Consider the following 16137-nt stretch of genomic DNA (forward strand, 5'->3'; position numbering starts at 1 on the left):
AAAAGCCTCGTAATGAGGCTTTTTTTATTAGCTTAAATTAAGAATGTGTCGGTGTCTGATGTTGATGTTTGAACTCAGTTAAAGCATCAATGCGATATTGAATTAACATTTCGCCAATTTCAGCACCCTTAATGTTTTCAGGTAAATCCTGAACTTTAATAGAGCGAACCACTTGCATTGCATCTAACATATATTGAGCTTGAGGATAAGGGCGATCTTCTAGACCTAGTCGACCTCTAGCATCGCACTCACATGCCTGTACAAAAGCTTCTACTCTCTCAGGTCGGCGTAATACATCAAGGCGTTGTAATAGACGCCATACCGTTCCTGGTTTTAAAGACATAATCTGATGACATTTTAAATGCTCTTTGCACACCGATAATGCCAACTGTCGAGTTTGAGTCGGAACTTTTAAACGTTCGCATAGCTCAGTAACGGGTTTCACGCCACGTTCTTCATGCATGATATGGCGAGGAAGTTCGTTAACTGGCGTTAATGCTTTACCCAAATCATGTACTAAAACAGCAAATCGAACATCAAGCGAGTAGTTTGACTTACATGCTTGTTGCAAAGACATGAGAGTATGTATGCCGCAGTCTACTTCAGGATGATATTCAGGACGTTGTGGTACACCAAACAATGCGTCAATTTCAGGGAAAAGATGTTTTAACGCACTGCAATCGCGTAATGTCTGAAAATAAATATCTGCATGATCTTCTAGGAGTGCACGTGAAGTTTCTTTCCACACACGTTCTGGTGTTAATGCATCAAGTTCACCTGATTCAGCCATCGTTTGCATGAGTTGTAAGGTTTCAGGTGCAATATGAAAACCATATGCAGAATATCGAGCTGCAAAGCGTGCGACACGTAAAACACGTAAAGGATCTTCAGCAAAAGCGTCTGAAACATGTCGTAAGGTTTTATTTTCTAAATCAGTTTGACCGCCATAGGGGTCATATAATTTGCCATCTTGATCCATTGCTATGGCATTGATGGTTAAATCACGGCGAATTAAATCTTCTTCTAAACTTACTGTGGTATCAGTAAAAAACTGAAAACCGTGATAACCCTTACCGGACTTTCGCTCAGTACGTGCAAGTGCGTATTCTTCTTTCGTTTCAGGATGAAGAAACACAGGAAAATCTTTGCCTACAGGTTGAAAACCTTGGGCGAGCATATGTTCAGGTGTTGCTCCGACCACAACATAGTCTTTTTCTTGATAGGGATGCCCAAGTAGAGAATCTCGGACGGCACCACCTACTAAATACACTTGCATGAAAAAACCTCTATTCTTCAAGCAATCATGCTACAGAATAGAGGTTTTCTCAAGTCATTAGAGATGCTTTTCGTAAAAAGCTCTTTCTAAATTACTTTTCTTGTTGTTGGATTTCCGCAACAGTTAAAGCAGTCATATTGATAAGACGACGAGTAGTTGCTGTCGGTGTCAAAATATGAACAGGTTTTGCTGCGCCAAGCAAAATTGGACCAATAGTAACGTTGTTACCAGAAGTCGCTTTCAACAAGTTAAATGAAATATTTGCTGCATCTAGGTTTGGCATAATGAGCAAGTTTGCAGAACCTTTAAAACGCGAACCAGGGAATGCAAATTGACGAATGCTTTCGTCTAATGCTGCATCACCATGCATTTCACCTTCAACTTCAAGCTCAGGAGCTTGCTCAGATAAAATACGATAAACTTCACGCATTTTTTGAGCACTTGAATCAGTTTGGTCACTACCAAAACTTGAATGAGAAAGAAGTGCTACACGTGGAGTAATACCAAAACGACGTACTTCTTCAGCTGCCAAAATAGTCATTTCAGCAAGTTGTTCAGCAGTCGGGTTAGTGTTTACATAGGTATCTGCAATGAACAAATTACGATCTTCAAGCATTAATGCATTTAACGTGAAGAAGTTGTTCATGCCTTCTTTAAGACCGATAACATTGCGTACAAAGTCAAGGTGAATGTTATAGCTACTGTAAGTACCACATAACATACCGTCTGCTTTACCGAATTTAACCAGTAGAGATGCGATTAACGTTGAACGGCGGCGAGCTTCACGTTGAGCATATTCAACTGTGATGCCTTTGCGTTGCATTGTTTGATAGTAATCTTTCCAAAACTCTTCATACATCGGGTTTTGTTCTTGATCAACAATCTCAATATTTACGCCATGTTGTAAACGTAGGCCTAATTTTTTGATATTCGCTTCAATTACAGCAGTACGACCTACTAAAATTGGTTTAGCTAAATCTTCATCAACAGCAATTTGTACTGCACGTAATACGCGCTCGTCTTCACCTTCTGCATATGCAATACGCTTTGGATCAGCTTTTGCTTGAGCAAAAATTGGTTTCATCAAGAATGCAGAGTTATATACAAACTCAGACAATTTTTGACGATATACAGCGAAATCTTCGATAGGACGAGTTGCTACACCTGAGTCCATTGCAGCTTTAGCAACTGCTGGTGCAATTTCTAAAATTAAACGTTGATCAAGAGGGCGTGGAATTAAATAGTCACGGCCAAATGAAGCAGATTTTTCACCATATGTTGCAGCATCAGCTTCAACATGAGCCATACGTGCAATTGCATGTACACATGCAATTTTCATGTCTTCATTAATTGTAGTTGCGCCAACGTCAAGTGCACCACGGAAAATGTATGGGAAACATAATGCGTTATTTACTTGGTTTGGATAGTCAGAACGACCAGTTGCCATAATGACGTCAGAACGTACTTCATGTGCATGTTCAGGTAAAATTTCTGGATCTGGGTTTGCTAAAGCAAAAATAATAGGGTTCTCAGCCATCTGTTTCACCATTTCTTTGGTGAGAATACCAGCAGCAGAAAGACCCAAGAACATATCAGCGCCAGCCATTACTTCATGAAGCTGAGATGCTGAAATATCTTGAACATAACGTTTTTTAGATTCGTCTAAGCCTTCACGTGAAGTGGTTAATAGACCACGAGAGTCGGCAACAATGATATTTTCTTTTTTAGCACCAAGCGCACAAAGCAAGTCTAAACATGAAAGTGCTGCTGCACCTGCACCTGAAGCTACAATTTTGATTTCTTCAATTTTCTTATTTACAAGTTGCAATGCATTGAGCAAAGCAGAACCTACAATAATACTTGTACCATGTTGATCGTCATGGAATACAGGAATCTTCATACGTTCACGAAGTTTCTTTTCAATATAGAAACATTCAGGCGCTTTAATATCTTCGAGGTTGATACCACCAAAGGTTGGCTCAAGAGAGGCAACGATATCTACAATTTTATCTGGATCGTTTTCTGCAATTTCGATGTCAAATACATCTACACCAGCAAACTTTTTGAAGAGAACGCCTTTACCTTCCATTACAGGTTTAGAAGCCAATGGGCCAATATTACCTAAACCAAGAACAGCTGTACCGTTAGTTACTACAGCAACCAAGTTTCCGCGAGCTGTATATTTAGCAGCAGTTGAAGGATCACGTTCAATCTCTAAACATGGCGCAGCAACTCCGGGTGAGTAGGCTAAAGCCAAATCTCGTTGGTTGACAAGTTGCTTACTTGGGGTAACGCTGATTTTCCCTGGGTTTGGATATTCATGGTAATTTAAAGCGGCCTGTTTTAAAGATTGATCGTCCATCTGAGTCTCTATTTGATACAAAAAAGCAAACTAGTCAAATCACTCATTCAGGGAGAAGGCAACTCAGTTCTTTTACTATGCTTTAATTTTTACCAATTAAGAGAATAGTAGACGAATTGCCAATAGCCCTGTAGTGAGCTAAATGCTAAAGAATATAACACTACTTCTTTATTTCTCACAGTCAAAAACGCTCATTTTTGGAAAAAGCAGCATATGTAAAAATAGAGAGTTGGAAGAATTAATAAATATGCGAATCTGTTTGTAGATAAGGAATAATCTGCTCAGCTGGGATAGGGCGGCTAAAGAAATAGCCTTGTAAAAAATCACATTGCTGTTTTTGCAGATAGGCAACTTGTTCTTCTGTTTCTACACCTTCGGCAACCAATTTAAGACCCATACTTTTACCCATTGCAATCATGGCATTTACAATCGCTTCTTGTTTGTGATCACCAATTTTAGAAATGAAAGCACGGTCAATTTTTAGTACATCAATTGGATATTCAGTTAGGTAAGCCAAAGAGGAGTAACCTGTACCGAAGTCATCTAAAGCAATTGAAATATCTCGTTGTTTTATCGCATGTAATAGCGTTTTGACGTTATCTGTATTGTCTAATAAAGCCGACTCAGTAATTTCAAGTTCAAGATCAGAACCTTGTATATTATATTTTTGCAAAACTTCATCTAGATCATTAAGTAATAAGCCACGATGTATTTGCTGAGCGACAATATTTACAGAGACTTGAACGTTTGTGTAGCCTGCGTTTTTCCATTCTTGTAATTGTTTTCCAACTTTATCTAAAACGACTTTACCAATATCTGAAATCAGGCTACTACGCTCAGCAAAAGGTATAAACATATTTGGCATGACTAATCCTTTTTCAGGGTGTTGCCAACGTATTAATGCTTCAAAACCTATAATAGATTGATCTAGTAGATTAATTTTGGGTTGGTAATAAATGACAAATTCATCATTTTGAATGGCTTTACGTAACTCTTGTTCTAAATCAGCAGTTTTATATGGATGTTCTGCTTTATTGCAATAGTAAGAAATGGTGTTGCCCCCTAAGCGCTTTGCTTCTGAAAGTGCTTGTTCTGCATGGTTATTAAGATGGTCAATTTGTCGGCCATGCTCAGGAAAGCATGCCACACCGATAGATGCTGTAATAAAATATTCGTGATTATCAATATAAAAAGGTGCGTTGAGCGCTTGCAGGATGTTTTGGCAATATTGCTCAATATTTGGATGAATTGGAGAGATTTCATAAATAATTGCAAAATCGTCACTATTTAAATAGGCAACTAAAATTGCATTAATATTGATTAAGCGTAATCGTTGTGCGAACTGTTTAAGGAGCTCATCACCACTATCATTATTTAAAAATTCATTAAAAGCGCGGAAACGGTCAATATTTACTCGTATCAGTGCTAAATTTTTAATGTTATATGAAGGGTTTACAAGATATTGATGTAATTGATTGTAATAGTAAAGACGATTAGGCAAGTGGGTGAGACTATCGTAATTTTTTAAATAGGAGAGATGTTGTTCCTGACGTTTTTGCTCAGTGAGGTCACGTGCAAATCCAATATAATTTGTAATTTGATGGAACTCATCTTTGACCACATTGATGTGTAACCACAAATAGACGCTTTTGCCAGAACTAAACTTTTCATCGAATTGACCCATATATTCCCCAGTTTCGAGGAGCTGTTGGGTAATTGAAGTGTGAAATTGTTGTTGTAATTCTTTTTGATTAATCGCAATGCTAAATAATTCTTTATTTAGAAGTTCCGATTTAGAAAATCCGGTTAATTTTTCGTAGTAAGGGTTAATATCAATATAGTTTAGGTGTTCGTCTAAAATGAAGATGCCTTCGGCTGCTTGTTCAAGCACAATTGCCGATAGTCTTAAGTGTTCTTGATCTTTTTTCTCTTGATGTATATCTCGAGTCATCCCAACCATTCGAAGCGCTTTTTGTGTTTTGGGATCTCTGGTAATGACACGACCTACATCATGAATCCATCGCCATGAACCATCTCGACGTAAAATCCTAAAATTGATATTAAAATGATCTGTAATTCCTTCCAGATGTTGTTTTAAACGCTCGTTAAACAGTTTCTTATCGCTTGGATGTACGCGGTCTAAAATAGTATTGAGATGAATAACGGTCGTTTGAGTCAGCTTTTGTTGATCGAAAAAGGTAATTTCTAATTTTTGATTTTCAATATCCCAGTCCCAAGGTCGAATGCCTGCCGTTTCATTTGCAAAAGCTAAATTGTAGTGGTGGCTTTCGAGTTGCTCATTCATTTTAGTGAGATCGTATGTGCGTTCACGTACTTTTTGTTCTAGTAAATGGTTATTAAATTGAAGCTGGGCTTCAATATCTTTCGATTTATTCACTTCTTGTTGAAGTTGTACACATAACTCTTCAGCCCATTGGGTATGTTGTTCTGAAATTTGAATGAGCTGTTTATTTCTAAATAATAGTTGAGAAATTTTTTGATAGTTACGTTGAGTTGCGTAAGCACAGAGTATGGTAGCTATGAAAGCGATGTTATAGGCGAAATAAAAAGGCAGCTGAGTAATGGGTGTATGTGTAAATTGTGCAATTAATAGGGGTAATGTACTGGGAATAAATAAGAGATAAAAGTATCGAGGTTGTTGCGTTAAAAAAGTCAGTCCAATGATATGGGCAGAAGTGATAAACAAAGCAATTAAAATATGAGCATCTGGTAGGGTGACAAGCTCTTGAGGAAGATAAAAGTGAATAACCGTAACCGATGCCCCTAATAAAACTCCTGAAATAAAACAAATGCTTTGTAAGATAAGATCAGCTTTTTTAATAAAGTTAATAGTACGATAGTGCGTTAAAATATTTGGAACAAATAATAGGCAGGTAAGAGAGGCAACAGTGAGGCCCATAGACCAGTTAAATATTGTTATTGAAGATAAAAAATAATAAGAAAAAATAGCGTATGAGATGAGACATAGCAGTATTAAGCTAACTAAATACCAGCGTATATATTGAATTGAAAGTTTTAGCTGCTCAATTTTTGTTTGATGCTGTAAATATTCTTCCTGAAGCCCAGACATAAGATTTTTCTATCCTATTTTTTTACATATATACAGAAAGAATCTGATTTATCAGTGATAAAGAATTTGAAATTTTATTCATACAATAAAAGTAAATTAACTTTAAATAGCGATTTAATCAATGTTCAATGAACTTAGGTGGATAAAAACCGATAATTTAAAATAGATAAGGCGACGACTGGTGCAGTTTCTGTACGTAAAACACGGTCACCAATGCACCAGTTCATAAAACCAGCTTGATTGGCTTGAGTAATTTCATTCTCGCTTAAACCGCCTTCTGGTCCAATTAACAAAGCAAGTTCAGGTTGGATGCCTGCTAATACATCTTTTTGTTCTTTTTCTGGCGCTAAAACAAATTTAGATTGAGGAAGTTCTGAAGAACTTAACCATTCATTAAGAGAGATAGGGGCTAATACTTCTGGGACTAAGTTCAAGCCACATTGCTCACAGGCTGCAATTGCAACAGCTTGCCAGTGATCTAATTTTTTTTGATCTCGGTCATATTTTAAACGCATTTCACAGCGGTCACTGGTTAAAAGCTGAATCTTGCTTACGCCAAGTTCAGTGGCTTTCTGAATGGCATAATCCATTCGGTCACCTTTACTCATGACCTGACCAAGAACTGCTTTAAATGGGGCATTACGGTTATTAGGGTTAAAATTCTCAAGTGTGACAAACGCATTTTTTTTATTAATTTCGCTTAATGTCGCGAGATATTCGCCACCTTGGCCATTAAAGAGAGTCGCTTGTTCTTGTAATTGTGCACGTAAGACACGCACCCAATGATGAAATACTGATTCAGTTAGTTGAATAGTTGAACCAACTGTAAGTTCAGTTTCGATAAAAAAACGATTCATTGGGTACGCCTTACAAAATTAATTTAAACCAAGATCAACAACGAGTTGACGAGTAGGTTCGACTTGATTCATTGAATAGAAATGTAAGCTTGGTGCACCACCTGCGATCAGGCGTTCACATAGCTTCACAACAACTTCATGACCAAAAGCTTTAATACTCTCGCTGTCATCGCCATAGGCTTGTAATTGTTTACGGATCCAACGAGGAATCTCTGCGCCAGTACCATCAGCAAAGCGAATTAAATTGCTGGCATTGGTAATCGGCATGATGCCAGGAGCAACAGGAATATTAACTCCAGCTTTTTCCAAACGTTCAATAAAATAAAAGTATGAGTCTGGATTAAAGAAGAATTGTGTAATTCCTGCATTAGCGCCAGCTTGTACTTTTTCAATAAAACGTTGGATATCTGAATCAAGGTTTTCAGCTTGAGGGTGCATTTCAGGATAAGCTGCAACTTCAATATGAAAATGATCACCTGAGTGCTCACGAATAAAACGTACTAAATCTTGAGCATAAGGAAGTTCGCCAAGCCCGACTTGACCAGAAGGTAAGTCACCGCGTAAAGCGACAATACGGTTAATGCCTTGAGCTTTATATAAATCTAGTAACTCAGCAATACGCGTTTTATCATCACCAATGCATGAAAGGTGAGGTGCAACTGGTGTACCTTTACCATTGAAATCGTCAATAGCAGCAAGAGTACGTTCGCGAGTAGAACCACCAGCACCATAGGTAATCGAGAAGAAATCTGGATTTAATAGTTGTAATTCTTGATGAACAATACGAAGTTTTTCAGCACCGGCATCAGTTTTCGGTGGGAAAAACTCAAAAGAAATGGGTATACGTTTAGTCATGTCAAATCCTTGTAAACAGCGAAACAATATTTTTAGAAAAAAGGGCAGTCGGTTCACCGTCTGCCCTTAAGTTCTTAGTATTTGTAAGCGTCAGACTTGAATGGTCCCTCAACAGCAACACCTAAATAGCCAGCTTGCTCTTGAGTTAATTGAGTAAGTACACCACCAAAACCTGCAACCATTGCCGCAGCAACTTCTTCGTCAAGTTTCTTAGGAAGAACTTCTACACGAATTTTTGCAGCTTTTTCGTTTGCAGGAAGGTCAGCAAATTTCTCTTGGAATAAGTGAATTTGACCTAACACTTGGTTAGCAAAAGAACCATCCATCACGCGTGATGGGTGACCAGTTGCATTACCTAGGTTTACAAGACGACCTTCAGAAAGAAGAATGAGGTAGTTGTTTTCGTCTTCTGAACGATAAACTTGATGAACTTGTGGCTTCACTTCAACCCACTTGTAACCACGTAAATAAGCTGTGTCGATTTCTGTGTCGAAGTGACCGATGTTACATACAACTGCACCAGCTTTTAAGCTATCTAACATTGCAGCATCACATACGTGGTAGTTACCAGTAGTCGTTACAACAAGGTCAGTGTTGCCAAGTAAGTCTTGGTTAATATCTTCTTTTTTACCTGTTTGTACGCCGTTTTTGTATGGAGATACAACTTCGTAGCCGTCCATACATGCTTGCATTGCACAAATTGGATCAACTTCAGTTACACGAACAATCATGCCTTCTTGACGTAAAGATTGAGCAGAACCTTTACCAACGTCACCGTAACCGATCACAAGCGCACGACGACCAGATAAAAGCATGTCAGTTGCACGTTTGATTGCATCATTTAATGAGTGACGGCAACCATATTTGTTGTCATTTTTAGATTTAGTAACTGAGTCATTTACGTTAATTGCAGGTACTTTCAAAGAACCGTCTTTCCACATTTCGATAAGACGTTGAACACCTGTAGTCGTTTCTTCAGTAATACCGTGAATGCGTTCTAAAAGAGCAGGGTATTTTTCATGAACAAGAGCAGTTAAGTCACCGCCATCGTCCAAAATCATGTTGGCATCCCAAGGTTGACCATTAACATTCACTTGTTGTTCAAGGCACCATACATATTCTTCTTCAGTTTCGCCTTTCCAAGCAAAAACAGGAATACCGCGAGCAGCTATTGCAGCAGCAGCATGGTCTTGAGTCGAGAAAATGTTACATGAAGTCCAACGAACTTCAGCACCTAATTCAACAAGCGTTTCAATAAGAACCGCTGTTTGAATGGTCATGTGAATACAACCAAGGATTTTTGCACCAGCAAGTGGTTTGGACGCTGCATAACGTTTACGTAAACCAATTAGAGCTGGCATTTCTGCTTCAGCAAGTTTGATTTCTTTACGACCGTAGTCAGCAAGAGAGATGTCAGCAACTTTATAATCTGTAAATGAAGCATTAACCGCGTTCATTACGATCTCCTTAATTAAAAATAAAAATTGATCATTATGTTCGCGGATGCCGTTGTTGATTAGAGGCTTATTCTTGAAGGCCGGTCTAACCGAATCGTCGAGCCTAGCGATTTCACATTTATGTACCTGTGAAAAAGTCGCAGCATCCCTCGACTGCGGAGTATTGTACTCACATTTTAGTTTTGTTCCAATGTAGATTGTATAAAAACGTATCAACCGTATTCAGCGGCACGGTGATGTCTTAAACTTGATTGGCGATAAAAATAAAGATGTGAAATAAGTGGATGAATGAAAAGTTGGATTCTTTAAAAGAAAATATAGTCGTTATATTGGGTGTTCTTGCAGCAGTTTTCGGGCTTTTTTTGATGTTTTTCTATGGGGAAAATCTACGCATCGTGATCTATGCCATCGGATTTCATTTCACTATTTATTTGTTCATTCTTAGAAAATATATTTCAAGCCATCGGATTTTATTTCATATTATTTCAATCTTTACTTGTTATGTGCTTTTGCAAATCGTTTGGGGAGCTTCTCCTAAATTACAATTAAAAGAATTTGAATGGACGCATCCGCATTGGCAGCCTACTTATCAGGTTCAGCTGGTCGATTCAAAATCAGATGTTTATAGGCGTTCGAGAAGTGTCAGTTATGCCTATGTGCGTGTGATTTATCAATATGAATATCAGGGGCAACATTATTCAGCGGAGCAGAGTGATTTAGTACGCCAATATTCAATGTTATTGACAGATGAACCCCCAGAACTACGCCAGCTCTCTGAATCTAAATTGAAACATCAATTTTTAAATGGTCAGGCTGTGGTATTAGTCAATCCAGCTAAACCGCAAGAATCCATATTCTTTTATTCGCAACAATGGCTTGATATACGGGGTTCATGGCTTGCAAAGATTTTATGGGGTATACAGTTAGTATCTATCTTTATCTTATTGGCGATTTTGGGCTTAATTATAAAGAAAGTCATCAATCCAAAAAATAAAATTCAAGTATGGTCAAAGCCGAAAAGGTATTTGTTTATAGCCATCTTCTTTATAGGAGGGTGGGCGGTATTGTTTGTAAGCTGGATTTTATTTTTGTATATCAAAAATGCACCATGACGATTTAAGAAATTAAATGCAAACGACTTTGTTGCACAAAGCTTTATAAATTGAAGCTTTGCTAATTAATCTTAATTTTAGAGATAGATTTATATATCATCCGCCTCATATCATCTTGAGAGTGAATCTATGACTTTAGAGATTCCTGATTCTTTGCAGAATCTAGAAGCAAACTGTGGTGTTTTTGCGGTTTGGATGGTGCTTCAACATCATGGAGTACAAATTGATGTTGCTGAGTTGATTAAAGTTTGCCGACACGACGAAGGGGGCACCTATACTATTGCCTTAGCTGTTGCAGTAAAGAAACTAGGATTTGAAGTGTCATTTCATTCAGATGAAGATCCTAATATTAGCCCAAGTGAACGAATGAGTTATAAAGAAGCAAAGGTATTGAAAATACCGACAGGACCTGCGTTAAGTTATCAGGATATTCAAGCTGAAATTCAAAATGGCAAAATGGTGATTGTCTATTACGATACTCTAGCTGGAGTGGGGAACCAGTCACTTGTGTATTCAATAGATGAAAAAAATATCTGTTTCTTTGATAGCTTTGAACCGATGTCAGCAGCAGTTTTTGAAAAGCAACGTCAAGTTGAAGGGATTTGTCGTCAAGCTATCGTGATTGATGACCGTAATTTTCAGATACATCCGACTAAATTGAATTAGATTAAAAAGAGCCAGTAGAGTTCTGGCTCATATTGAAATTATTTTTGTTGATATTCTTGAATCACTTCTAAAGCAGCACGAAAAGCTTCTTGTGTAGCAGGCGCGCCACAATATGGAAGGCTGTGCAATAAAGTTTCTTGAATCTCTTCAACTGTACAGCCATTGTTAAGTGCACCACGAACATGGCCTTTGAGTTCTGTGGGTGACTTAAGTGCAGTTAACATTGCCAAAGTAATTAATGAACGATATTTACGTGGTAATACGCCTTCACGCTGCCAAGTCGATCCCCATGCATGCTCGTTAATCCAGTCTTGTAAAGGCTGAGTAAAGGGTACGGTGTTTTCTTGGGCGCGTTTTACAAAAGCTTCTCCCATCACTTCTGTGCGAACTTTTAATCCATTTTCGTAATCTTGCTTAGACATTAATTTCTCCTAAAAATAAAAGCGTCGATTGACGCTTTTATGGCTGTTTATTAATTAATGCGAATCAAGTGTGATTGCAATAGTGAATTAGTGGAGGCATCAGTCACTAAATTTGATGAGGGTTCGATAAAGGCAGGTCTTTATTTAAATCTTTATCAAATACATCTGTAAGCATGCTATCGAATCGAATTGCGTTGTATTGCAATAATTGTTGAGCTTCACTTTCAGTAATAAAACCTTCTTTTATCGCTTGTGCAATATTTTCTTCGAAAGTAAGTCCTGTAAATTTGCCTTTAGATTCAGCTTTTTTAAACTTATCCCAAAGTGGTTCAAGGGTTCGTAGAATTTGGAATGTATGTTCTAAACGTCCAGTCACATCATCGGCTTTAGTTGAATAAAATACGTGATGTTTAAGCTGTTCTCTAAAAGGATGCTCTTGCATCATAAGTTCAGCGACTTGCTGTTTTAACTCATCGTCAGGTTTTGAAATGACACGGCCAAGAGGGAAACAGATCCATTTTACAAATGTTGCTGGAAGTTTAGCTGGGAAGTTTTCAAATAATCCCCAAAATGCTTCCTGAATATTTAAGAAAGCTTTTTGTAGAGCTAATTTAGCGTGAAGTTGTTCAGCTTCAGTTTTTTGGCCAGCTTCATAAAATTTTAAAATCGCAGTAGAAATAAAGAGGTGCGCGTGAATATCTGCCAAGCGTCCTGATAACATTTCTTTGCGTTTTAAGTCTCCTGCAAGTAAACCAAGTGACATATCCGAAACAAGTGCAAAGTTGGCACTAAAACGGTTAATCGTCTTATAGTAACTGGCAGTAAATTGATCTACTGATTGAGGGGCATCGTTTGAGCCACCTGTCCAACCATAAGCAAATGATTTTGCCCCCCGGTTAAAGGTATAGGCTAAATGTTTAAATAATAAATCATCGAATTTTTGAACTGCATTAGCTTTATCTTCAGATTGAAGAAGTTGCAATTCTTCAAAAAGATAAGGGTGACAGCGCATTGAACCTTGACCAAAAATCATCAATGAACGAGTCAAAATATTTGCGCCTTCTACCGTAATTGCAATTGGAATCGCTTGATAGGTAAGGGCAAGGAAGTTACGTGGTCCAAGTTGAATTGCACGTCCTCCAGCAATATCCATTCCGTGATTAACGACTTTACGCATCGTTTCAGTTGCATAATATTTTGCCATGGCAGTCATTACCGCAGGTGTTCCACCTTGGTTTAGGCCACATGTCACTAAATAACGGAATGCTTCGAGCATGTAGGCATCGCTGGCAATTTCACTGGTCGCTTCTTGTACGCCTTCAAATTTACCAACAGAAATATTAAATTGTTGACGAATTTTCGCAAAAGCACCAACGGTTAAATAGCTCATTTCACCTGCTGCTGTTGCTAAAGCTGGAAGGGAAATACCACGACCAACACCTAAGCACTCCATTAGCATTCGCCAGCCCTTACCGGCATTTTCTTGCCCACCAATAATCCAGTCAATAGGAATGAAAACATCTTCTCCTTCTACGGTTCCGTTCATAAATGGAGAGCCTGGAAAATGCCGTGCTCCTATTTTCACGCCTGCATGACTGGCAGGAATGAGGGCACAGGTAATACCGTACTCTGTTTTATTTTTATCGCCGAGTAACCCTTCAGGGTCATATAGTTTAAATGCAAGACCTACGACTGTGGCAATTGGCGCAAGGGTAATCCAGCGTTTAGAGAAATTCATACGGAGCCCAAGAACTTGAGCACCTTCATATTCGCCGTAGCAAACAACACCTGAATCTGGAATGGCACCAGCGTCTGAACCTGCTTCTGGACTGGTTAAACCAAAGCATGGGATTTCTTCACCTTTAGCTAGGCCCGGTAAATATTGTTGCTTTTGAGCATCAGTACCGTAGTGCATGAGTAGCTCACCCGGTCCCAACGAATTGGGAACCATACAACTCACAGCAGTGGTGAGTGAGCGTGAAGCAATTTTGCTCATAATACGACTTTGCGCAAATGAGCTAAATTCTTTGCCGCCAAAGGATTTTGGAATAATGAGGCCTAAAAAACCTTTGTCTTTAATAAATTGCCAAACCTCTGGTGGAAGATCTTTTAAGTGATGATGAATTTCCCACTCATTGAGCATGCTACAAAGTAGCTCAACTTCATTATCAATAAAACTTTGTTCTTCTTCTGACAACGTTGGGTAGGGATACTTTTCAAATTGAGACCAATCAGGTGCCCCCATAAACAATTCTTTTTCCCACCAACTGGTACCTGCTTCTAAGGCCTCTTGTTCAGTTGTACTGATACTCGGCATTGAGTTTGCTAATGTTTTATATGCAGGTTTAGTAATCAGGTTAAAGCGTAATGGTGCAAATAAAATAATGATACTAAGAGCAATGAGAGGAATACCTAAAATGAGAGCCCATGGCGTTAATATGAGTGCAGTAAATATAGCTACCACAATCGTAATTACACTGCCAATGATTCGGTTTAGGTTAAAAAAGAAAATTGCCCATATTGCAAAAAGCTGAATGACGATACTTAAAACAAAGAGTAGGAAAATCATACTTGCTCCTTGCTAGATAAGCCCTCAAGTTAGAAGTTACAAAAAAGCGAGGAGAGATTTAAGGCTTAACTAGCTCATTTTTAATGCTGTTTAAATTTAATTTTTTATGTCGCAATTGATGTATATGCTAGAGCAGGGATATATCGTACTTTTAGGTATAAGATATTTTTCAGTGAAAGTGTAATGGCTTGTTTTATCGATTTGTCAAGAAATGTTATTGATTTTCTTATACAAATAAAAAGCCCTCTGTGTTAGAGGGCTTTTTATAGATATTTAATTTATTAAGCTTCGACGGTTTGAACAGCAATTTTTTTAGCTGGATCTACTTTACGACGAACTTCTGGTACTGGTTCACCATGGTATTGACGATCAGCAAAATAGCTTGAACGAACCATTGGTGCAGACCAAATATTTCTAAAGCCAAGTTTGCGGCCATGCTCTGCATAACGTTCAAACTCTTCTGGCGTTACAAAGCGGTCAATTGGCGCATGTTGTTTAGATGGCTGTAAATATTGACCAATAGTCACATAGTCAACATCGTGAGCACGTAAGTCATCAAGCAATGCAATAACTTCTTCTTCAGTTTCACCAATACCGACCATCAAACCACATTTTGTTGGGATATCTGGGCAGTATTCTTTAAACATTTTTAATAAGGTTAAAGAGTGTTGATAGTCTGAACCTGGACGCATTGCTTTATATAGACGAGGCACAGTCTCAATGTTGTGGTTAAATACGTCTGGCGGACATTCAGTCATAATGCGTAAAGCAATATCCATACGTCCACGGAAATCTGGTACTAAAATCTCAAGCAATGTCGTAGGGCTAAGCGCGCGAGCTTCTTTGATACAGTCCACAAAGTGCTGTGCACCGCCGTCAAGTAAGTCATCACGGTCAACCGAAGTAATTACCGCATATTTGAGCTTAAGATTAGCAATTGTCTCTGCCATGTGACGAGGTTCGTCAGCATCGAGCGCATTTGGACGACCATGAGCTACATCACAGAAAGGACAACGGCGTGTACAAATATCGCCCATAATCATGAATGTTGCCGTACCACCACCAAAACATTCTGGTAGGTTAGGACAAGCGGCTTCTTCACAAACGGTATGGAGTTTTTGAGCACGTAAAGTCGTTTTAATACGCTGAACTTCTTCTGGTGCCGTCATCTTGACACGAATCCAGTCAGGTTTACGCGGCACTTCAACCGTAGGTACAACTTTTACAGGAATTCTTGCGACTTTTTCTGCGCCACGAAGTTTTACACCCTGTTCAGGTTTACGGTGTTCTGACATATCTAACTTTTCCACTCGTTTATAGAGACATTGACATTGTATTATAGCGAAGTTCTTCAGTTAATAGCGGAAAATAACTATTCATATAATAAATGTGGCTATTCAGAAATATAGGGTTGAGAAATACATAAATTCACCGCATATTAGTCATAATCTATTATAAAATATGGTCATT

General features: G+C 38.3%; 11 protein-coding genes. 2 read left to right on the forward strand and 9 right to left on the reverse strand.

Going from position 1 to position 16137, the window contains the following annotated elements; genetic code table 11:
• Positions 1-37: 37 nt before the first annotated feature.
• The 6 genes from AOLE_RS05445 to ahcY all read right to left on the reverse strand — a co-directional run bounded on the left by AOLE_RS05445 (position 38) and on the right by ahcY (position 9898).
• Entirely contained in the window at positions 38-1276 is a 1239-nt protein-coding gene (locus AOLE_RS05445; protein WP_013197198.1) for a multifunctional CCA addition/repair protein, read from the reverse strand.
• A 91-nt stretch (positions 1277-1367) separates the two neighbouring features.
• Positions 1368-3638, reverse strand: coding sequence for an NADP-dependent malic enzyme (locus tag AOLE_RS05450; protein ID WP_005307164.1), 2271 nt, complete (start codon positions 3636-3638; stop codon positions 1368-1370).
• A 238-nt stretch (positions 3639-3876) separates the two neighbouring features.
• The gene (locus AOLE_RS05455) at positions 3877-6729 is read right to left on the reverse strand and encodes a putative bifunctional diguanylate cyclase/phosphodiesterase (RefSeq protein ID WP_013197199.1); all 2853 of its coding nucleotides are present in this window, start codon (positions 6727-6729) and stop codon (positions 3877-3879) included.
• A 134-nt stretch (positions 6730-6863) separates the two neighbouring features.
• Positions 6864-7586 (reverse strand): 16S rRNA (uracil(1498)-N(3))-methyltransferase, encoded by a 723-nt coding sequence (locus AOLE_RS05460; protein ID WP_013197200.1) that lies wholly within the window; start codon positions 7584-7586, stop codon positions 6864-6866.
• An 18-nt stretch (positions 7587-7604) separates the two neighbouring features.
• Positions 7605-8441, reverse strand: coding sequence for a methylenetetrahydrofolate reductase [NAD(P)H] (metF, locus tag AOLE_RS05465; protein WP_013197201.1), 837 nt, complete (start codon positions 8439-8441; stop codon positions 7605-7607).
• Between the two features lie 74 nt (positions 8442-8515).
• On the reverse strand, positions 8516-9898 hold the full coding sequence (ahcY, locus tag AOLE_RS05470; protein WP_013197202.1) for an adenosylhomocysteinase: 1383 nt from the start codon (positions 9896-9898) through the stop codon (positions 8516-8518).
• A gap of 284 nt (positions 9899-10182) precedes the next feature.
• On the opposite strand from ahcY, the gene AOLE_RS05475 reads away from it, so the two are divergent.
• Together AOLE_RS05475 and AOLE_RS05480 are read left to right on the forward strand one after the other, a co-directional pair.
• On the forward strand, positions 10183-11010 hold the full coding sequence (locus AOLE_RS05475) for a DUF3592 domain-containing protein (RefSeq protein ID WP_013197203.1): 828 nt from the start codon (positions 10183-10185) through the stop codon (positions 11008-11010).
• A gap of 129 nt (positions 11011-11139) precedes the next feature.
• Positions 11140-11676: a cysteine peptidase family C39 domain-containing protein gene (locus AOLE_RS05480; RefSeq protein ID WP_013197204.1), complete on the forward strand. Its 537-nt coding sequence runs from the start codon at positions 11140-11142 to the stop codon at positions 11674-11676.
• 38 nt (positions 11677-11714) lie between these two features.
• On the opposite strand, the gene AOLE_RS05485 is transcribed toward AOLE_RS05480, so the two are convergent.
• The 3 genes from AOLE_RS05485 to lipA form a co-directional block, all read right to left on the reverse strand.
• Positions 11715-12098: a carboxymuconolactone decarboxylase family protein gene (locus AOLE_RS05485; protein ID WP_000043120.1), complete on the reverse strand. Its 384-nt coding sequence runs from the start codon at positions 12096-12098 to the stop codon at positions 11715-11717.
• A 106-nt stretch (positions 12099-12204) separates the two neighbouring features.
• Positions 12205-14667, reverse strand: a complete 2463-nt coding sequence (locus tag AOLE_RS05490; RefSeq protein ID WP_013197205.1) for an acyl-CoA dehydrogenase — start codon at positions 14665-14667, stop codon at positions 12205-12207.
• 281 nt (positions 14668-14948) lie between these two features.
• The gene (gene lipA / locus AOLE_RS05495) at positions 14949-15962 is read right to left on the reverse strand and encodes a lipoyl synthase (RefSeq protein WP_013197206.1); all 1014 of its coding nucleotides are present in this window, start codon (positions 15960-15962) and stop codon (positions 14949-14951) included.
• Positions 15963-16137 lie beyond the last annotated feature (175 nt).

It is taken from the genome of Acinetobacter oleivorans DR1, assembly GCF_000196795.1.
In the GTDB taxonomy this organism is placed as follows: Bacteria; Pseudomonadota; Gammaproteobacteria; order Pseudomonadales; family Moraxellaceae; genus Acinetobacter; species Acinetobacter oleivorans.